General features: G+C 54.0%; 4 protein-coding genes. 2 read left to right on the top strand and 2 right to left on the bottom strand.

Annotation, left to right across the window (positions count from 1 at the left end; genetic code table 11):
- Both WBM93_RS06025 and WBM93_RS06020 read right to left on the bottom strand, forming a co-directional pair.
- On the bottom strand, window positions 1-814 hold an 814-nt coding region (locus WBM93_RS06025), incomplete at its 3' end, for an MBL fold metallo-hydrolase (protein WP_424429527.1).
- A 49-nt stretch (window positions 815-863) separates the two neighbouring features.
- On the bottom strand, window positions 864-3263 hold the full coding sequence (locus WBM93_RS06020) for a TonB-dependent receptor (protein WP_424429526.1): 2400 nt from the start codon (window positions 3261-3263) through the stop codon (window positions 864-866).
- Window positions 3264-3629: 366 nt separating this feature from the next.
- Here WBM93_RS06020 and WBM93_RS06015 point away from each other — a divergent pair, with 366 nt between their 5' ends.
- The gene (locus WBM93_RS06015) at window positions 3630-4529 is read left to right on the top strand and encodes a LysR family transcriptional regulator (RefSeq protein WP_424429523.1); all 900 of its coding nucleotides are present in this window, start codon (window positions 3630-3632) and stop codon (window positions 4527-4529) included.
- 415 nt (window positions 4530-4944) lie between these two features.
- Entirely contained in the window at window positions 4945-5853 is a 909-nt protein-coding gene (locus WBM93_RS06010; protein ID WP_424429520.1) for a glutathione S-transferase family protein, read from the top strand.
- Window positions 5854-6060: the final 207 nt, after the last annotated feature.

Genomic DNA, 6060 nt, shown 5'->3' with positions numbered 1-6060 from the left:
TTTCCCCAACATCTTTGGGAAGCAGGTGATGTTTGCTGAGATGAATTTCCATCGCCTTTGCTGCTGGCTCCGGCATATTGGGATTGTTGCGCCTGACCACCCCAACGATAAGTGGAACGTCCATCATTTCCGCAATCAGCAGATCGGCACCGCTGGCGAGTTGCTCAACCGCAGCACTGGGACCCGTATCGCCGGTATACACGATGGAACGCCCCGGCAGATCGAACCTATAGGACAAGGACTGAAAGCGTTTTTGCAGATCGCTACCGGGCACAAAACTGTAGTGGCTGTTGCTGCGCACGGACAGTTTCATGCCGTCCATATCCAAACTGGCACCATCGCGGAGTTCAACCACTTTGATACCGGCCCGATGATCCTTTGCCGGAGCGCCCGGTACGCCGTAGTTCGCGGTTGCCCCCGGCACCATGGAAGCAAGCAGGCCATCGACGAGTTCCTTCGTTCCCGGAGGACCATAGATCGTCAACATATTTACCGCGTTGGTCTGAAACCGCAGTCCAAGAATGGCTGCAAGTCCGCCGGTGTGATCAAAATGCAGATGGCTAACAAATATACCATCAAGCATCGCCGTCTGCAGATCCGCTTTTGAAAGTTGACCGGCAGTCCCGTCCCCCACATCCACCAGATATTTCTTGCCGTTAAACAACAGCAGATTGGCAGGTTGCGAACGCATAGGAACGGTCACCGGCCCACCACGGGTACCCAAGGTAATCCACTGGCCATCTGTGTCAGCAACGGGTGCTTGTGTCGCGCCGTCCGATGAAGCCTGCGAGAGAGCCGGAGACGTGGCAAGCATGAGCGCGCCAATCGCTAATATTATAGCTGGTCGCATCGTTGATCCCTCCTTAGAAGTTGAACTTAGCACGTACGCCATAGGTCCGGGGCGGTTCATAAATACTGCCGACGATATTGCCGGCACCGACCGACACGTTAGTCCGGACACCTTCATTGGTCAGATTACGAATATATCCGGTCAGGCTCCACCGATCATCGATATCCCCGAGCGTCAACGACGCATCCATGGTGAAATCGTCTTCGATCCGGCTTGTAGGAATATAGTTGAAACCAACTTCACGGCTACCACGATAGCGACCGTCAACCGAGCCAACCAGTTTCATGTCGCCGAACTCAACGGTTTGTTCAATACCGAGATTAGCCGTCCATTTGGGCGAATTGAGCGCTTGTTTGCCGGAACAATCGACATCAAACGAACGTCGCGGGGTCAAAATCTGGGTGGTATCACAGGTCGTAACCGGCCTCAGGAAATTTGGCGGGTCCCCGGCATCTGACAAATCGGTCTGATTGAACAAATAGGAATCGTAGGTTGCATCAAGATATTGCACTCCGCCCCGCAATTTGGTCGTTTCTGTAGCGAGGAATTGAAAGTCAATTTCCGCGCCTTTGACCGAGGACTTTCCGACATTGCGAGTAAAGAATGAATTGTTGCCATCGACGTCGACCCCAAGGGCAGCCAGCTGCTGGCCCTTATATTTCCAGTAGAATAGCTCGACATTGAGTTCAAACCGATTGTCAAAGAAGCGGTTTTTCGAGCCTATTGTGAAGGCGTCGATAAATTCTGGCGCATATTCTTCATTCCCGCGGGACAGATTAAAGCCGCCAGAGCGAAACCCGTTTTCGAAACTGACATATACCAGATTATCCGGAGTGATGTCATATTCGACTGCGGCCCGATATGTTATCTCGCTATCACCGCCAGACCTCTGTATGGTGTTTGGTGTTATCACCAGGATTGCGCCGGGCCCGAATTGCGCCGGTGCAAATACGTTGAACGGTCCGTAAGGGAAAACCTGTCCAACACCATCCGGTCCATTTGGATTGAACGTGCTCAGCGGACGAGCCGGAAAAAGTGCGGGATCAAATGCATTTAGAGAATCTTGCAGAGTAAGGCCCACTGGCAATGTCGGAACTTGCGGACAGAAGGGTGCGCGGCCAACAGGGTCCTCGAGGCAAACGCCTGCTACTGCAAAAGCCTTGGCATCGATTGATCGATTTTCGTCGGTATAACGGATACCGCCAACAAGCCTCAGCTCGTCAGTAATGTTAAACGTCGCACGTCCAAAGAAAGCCAGAGATTCGGACTGCGAGTCAAAGCTGTTAACGCCTATCGTACTAAACTGGTTGAAGGAATTGTCGCCTGTCACCCGTTCATCAAAATAGAAGCTGCCGACAATCCAGTCGACCGGACCTGTTGAACCCGATAGCCGAGCTTCAACGCTCCACTGCTCTGCAGTGTCCTTGTTGATCGCTGCTTTAAACGGAGGACCGTTGAACTGATTGTCCAGCTTTGAGAGCCGATAGGCGGGAATGACCACCAAATCGACCCCGCCAAGATCAAAATTCAACTCGGCATTGACCCCAAAGTAACTGTCATCGCGCGAAGGATATGCAAAACCGACATATGGCGTGAATAGGGGTGCTGCAGCAACATTGCTGGTGAACGCTATGGACTCCGGTGTATGCAAGCCTGTGAAAGGTGCTGATACATTGTCTGGCGCAGGGTTAAACCTCCAGCCAGGAACCGGCAGTGCATTTACACCCGGAACGAAAGGCGGCGTAAAAATATAGTTACCATCGATGGTCGTCCCGGTGCCGATGCCTTTCTGAGTCGAATAATCTACCGAAAAACGGATATTAAAATTATCGCTTGGCTCGGCATAGAACTGCCCTCGAAAGGCGAGATCCTTTGCATCTTGCGTGCCGTCACGATTATACCCGTCGTGCTCATTGACCGTAGCAGCAAAACGAAGTGCTCCCGAGTCAGAGATCGGCACGTTTACCGCACCTGAGATATTGAAGGCGTCGTAATTGCCATATCCACCGGACACATAGCCACTAAATTCACCGAGTTGCGGCTTGGTCGGAATGACGTTAATTGCACCACCGGTTGAGTTGCGACCATATAAGGTGCCCTGCGGTCCTTTAAGAACTTCAACGACCGCTACATCCAGAAAAGAGGCGATTGTTGACGAAGGTCGACCGATATATACACCATCCACGTTGAAGGCGATGGCCGGGTTTGTATAACCATTGTTGGTAAAGTTACCCACACCACGCACAAAATAGCCCGCATTGGCGCCACCCCCCGCCGTCACATAAAGTGCCGGCGCGATCTTGTTGAGCGCGGTCGCATCTGCAACGCCTGCTTTCAGGAGCTCGTCTCCGGTGGCGGCGTTAATGGGAATCGCCGCGTCCTGAAGGGATTCAGGTTTCCTCTGCGCTGTCACGACAATGACGCCGAGCCCGCCCGCTGGCTCCGCCTCGGTTGTCGACTGGAGATTATTGCCGGTTTGTCCCTGCTCGTTGTCTTCGGCCGCGTAAGCAGGCGTAGCGGCAAGCGCAGCGCAGCAGGCCATGGTCAGTGCAGACCTCGAAATGGTGGTGTGATAGAATTTGCGACGCATTTTTGCCTCTCCCGTAAAAAATGTGCCCGGAATTGACCGGTGCCCTGAAGACCGAAGTATACGCAGCGTAACAAAAGATATAACTTTTTGTTTTTGTCATTATACATTACATTTATTTATAGATAGAATGATCCACATTCGAGATCAGCCGACTGTCCATTTGACAGATGGCTTGGCCAAAGGTGAAAAATGCGACTTGATAATTTCGATCTTAACTTGCTCGTGGCTTTCGACATCCTGCTTCAGGAGAAAAATGTCACCAAGGCCGCAGCGAGGGCGCACGTCACTCAAGCAGCGATGAGCGCCCAGCTCAAACGCCTTCGCGAAGCCTTTCAGGACGAGATATTGGCGCAGCAGGGCAAGAGAATGGTGCCGACACCCTATGCGATGGCGATGCATCCGGAGATTTCGGAAACAATCGGGGCTTTGCGTGCTCTTATCGCCCGGAAAGGCAGGTTTGATCCTGCAACTTCCGAACGCGAGTTCAAGATCGCCGCCTCGGACTATGTCACTACTGTCCTGCTGGTTCCCTTGCTGGGGGCGATTGCACCGATCGCCCCATCCGTAAAACTGAACATCGCTTTGCCATATTCCGATACGAACAAGTCCATGGCTGACGGTGAGCTCGACATGTTCCTCGGCCCAGAGTCCTTCACCCACCCCGACCATCCGTCCGAACTTGTTTTCGAAGAGCGGCACGTCGTCGTGGGCTGGTCGGGTAACCCCCACATGGATGGGGAAATGTCGGCCAAATTATTGTCCGAACTTGGCCATGTCGGTGTCTCGATCTCGGGAAGCGACACGTTCATCGATGCCTGGATGCGCGAAACCAATATCGAGCGCCGGATAGAAGTGCGCGCGCCGTCTTTTCTTCAGGCGCCATTCCTGGTACTCGAAACGAACCGCGTCTGCGTGATGCACGAGCGACTGGCTCAATCACTGGCAGGGCGGCTCCCCCTGCGAATAGCGGAACTGCCCTTCGCGGTCCCTCCCATGCGTGAAATGCTACAGTTCCACGCGACCCGTGCAAAGGATCCAGGGCTCACCTGGCTGCGCAACCAGATCAAGAGCCTGGCGTCGCTCAGTTAACAGAAGCGATAGTCGGCATGGTTGCTGAAAATCAGGTTTCGCAAACGGCCCCTATTGCATCGTTAGGGTTTATGTGATCGGCTCGGCGTGAGCGTCTGCGTTTGGGCGGAAGCGGTCAGTGCGACTTCAAGTAGCTCAATGTCTGCTGTAATCGTTATTTTTCCATGAACAGCCGGTCCGCTACCGGCCCGACTGCGGTCAATAGTACTGCGCGAACATTATGTCCGTTTCGTACCCACAAGTAGCCGAGGGCCATACTTGCAGCGTCGGCAGGTCATGGAATCATATCACTGGCACGAACAGAGGCGAAGATTTACAACCCGGCAGCGACCAACCGAACGCTCGCTGTGGGGACCAAGTTGACCGCTTTGTTTAAATCCTGCATCGATTGGTGATAATATCGGAAAGGTCCACGATGCCTGACATTCTTTTTCATCAATATGATAGCTCGCCGTTTTCGGAGAAGGTGCGCGTTTGTCTTGGCATCAAGAAGCTGGCCTGGGCTGCAGTCGACCAACCGGTCATCATGCCCAAGCCTGAACTTGTGGCGCTGACGGGCGGATATCGACGTATTCCGGTCATGCAGGTCGGTGCAGACATTTACTGCGACAGCCAGCTAATCGTCCGGGAACTTGAACGACGCTTTCCTGAGCCAACGTTATTTCCGCAGGGCGACCATGGCCTGGCACACGCCAATGCGATGTGGTCGGACCGCGCAGTATTTCAAGCAGCGGTCGCAATCATCTTCGGGGGGCTCGGCGACAAAGTCCCGGCCGCTTTTATAACGGACCGCACAGCCCTTTCCGGGCGTTCGTTTGACCCGGCCGCCATGCTGGCGGCTGTTCCCCACATGGAAGCGCAGTTGCGGGCACATGTCGCTCTGCTGTCCGATCAACTGGCGGATGGACGCAGGTTCCTGACCGGTGACCGCGCCGGACTGGTTGATGCGAATGGCTATTACAATCTGTGGTTCATCCGGACCGCTTTTCCGCCAGCGGCAAGCCTGTTCGAGTCCATGCCTCACCTACCTGAATGGTTGGAGAGGGTGAAGGCGATTGGTCATGGCGAGCGATCAGCGATGAGCCGCGAGGACGCGCTCGATATTGCGCGGACATCCCAGCCAATGGCGGGCACGGTTGCGGATCGGGACGCCGACCTCTTAGGCAAGCCGGTAAGCGTTGCCGCCGACGACTATGGGCGCGACGGGGTCAATGGCTTGTTTGTCGGCTCGTCCGAACATCATATCTCGATCAGCCGCGAAGATCCCCACGCCGGTCAGGTCGTTGTTCATTTCCCGCGCGTAGGTTTTTCCGTGCAGAATTGATACAACCTGCAGCATATCCTTATAAAATTTGAGCAAGTGGAAAAGGCTAGTGCTGCGGGCCGAGCGGCAGGATACCATTTGTAACGCCGAAACCTGAAAGTCAGAGAATATCCTACGCAAATACTGGGTTCTGGGCACATCTACCAGTCAGACTGGATCCTGGAGCTTCCAGCTCGAGATCAACAATCCCTTGATATTACTCAACAA

Source organism: Parasphingorhabdus sp. (assembly GCF_049667325.1).
Lineage (GTDB): Bacteria > Pseudomonadota > Alphaproteobacteria > Sphingomonadales > Sphingomonadaceae > Parasphingorhabdus.
Note: the sequence above shows the minus strand (reverse complement) of the source record. Positions and strands in the feature narration are given on the sequence as shown.

What these genes read in the sequence shown, in the direction of transcription:
- WBM93_RS06015 (WP_424429523.1), top strand. Translation starts at nt 3,630, where the DNA reads ATGCGACTTGATAATTTCGATCTTAACTTGCTCGTGGCTTTCGACATC.
- WBM93_RS06010 (WP_424429520.1), top strand. Translation starts at nt 4,945, where the DNA reads ATGCCTGACATTCTTTTTCATCAATATGATAGCTCGCCGTTTTCGGAG.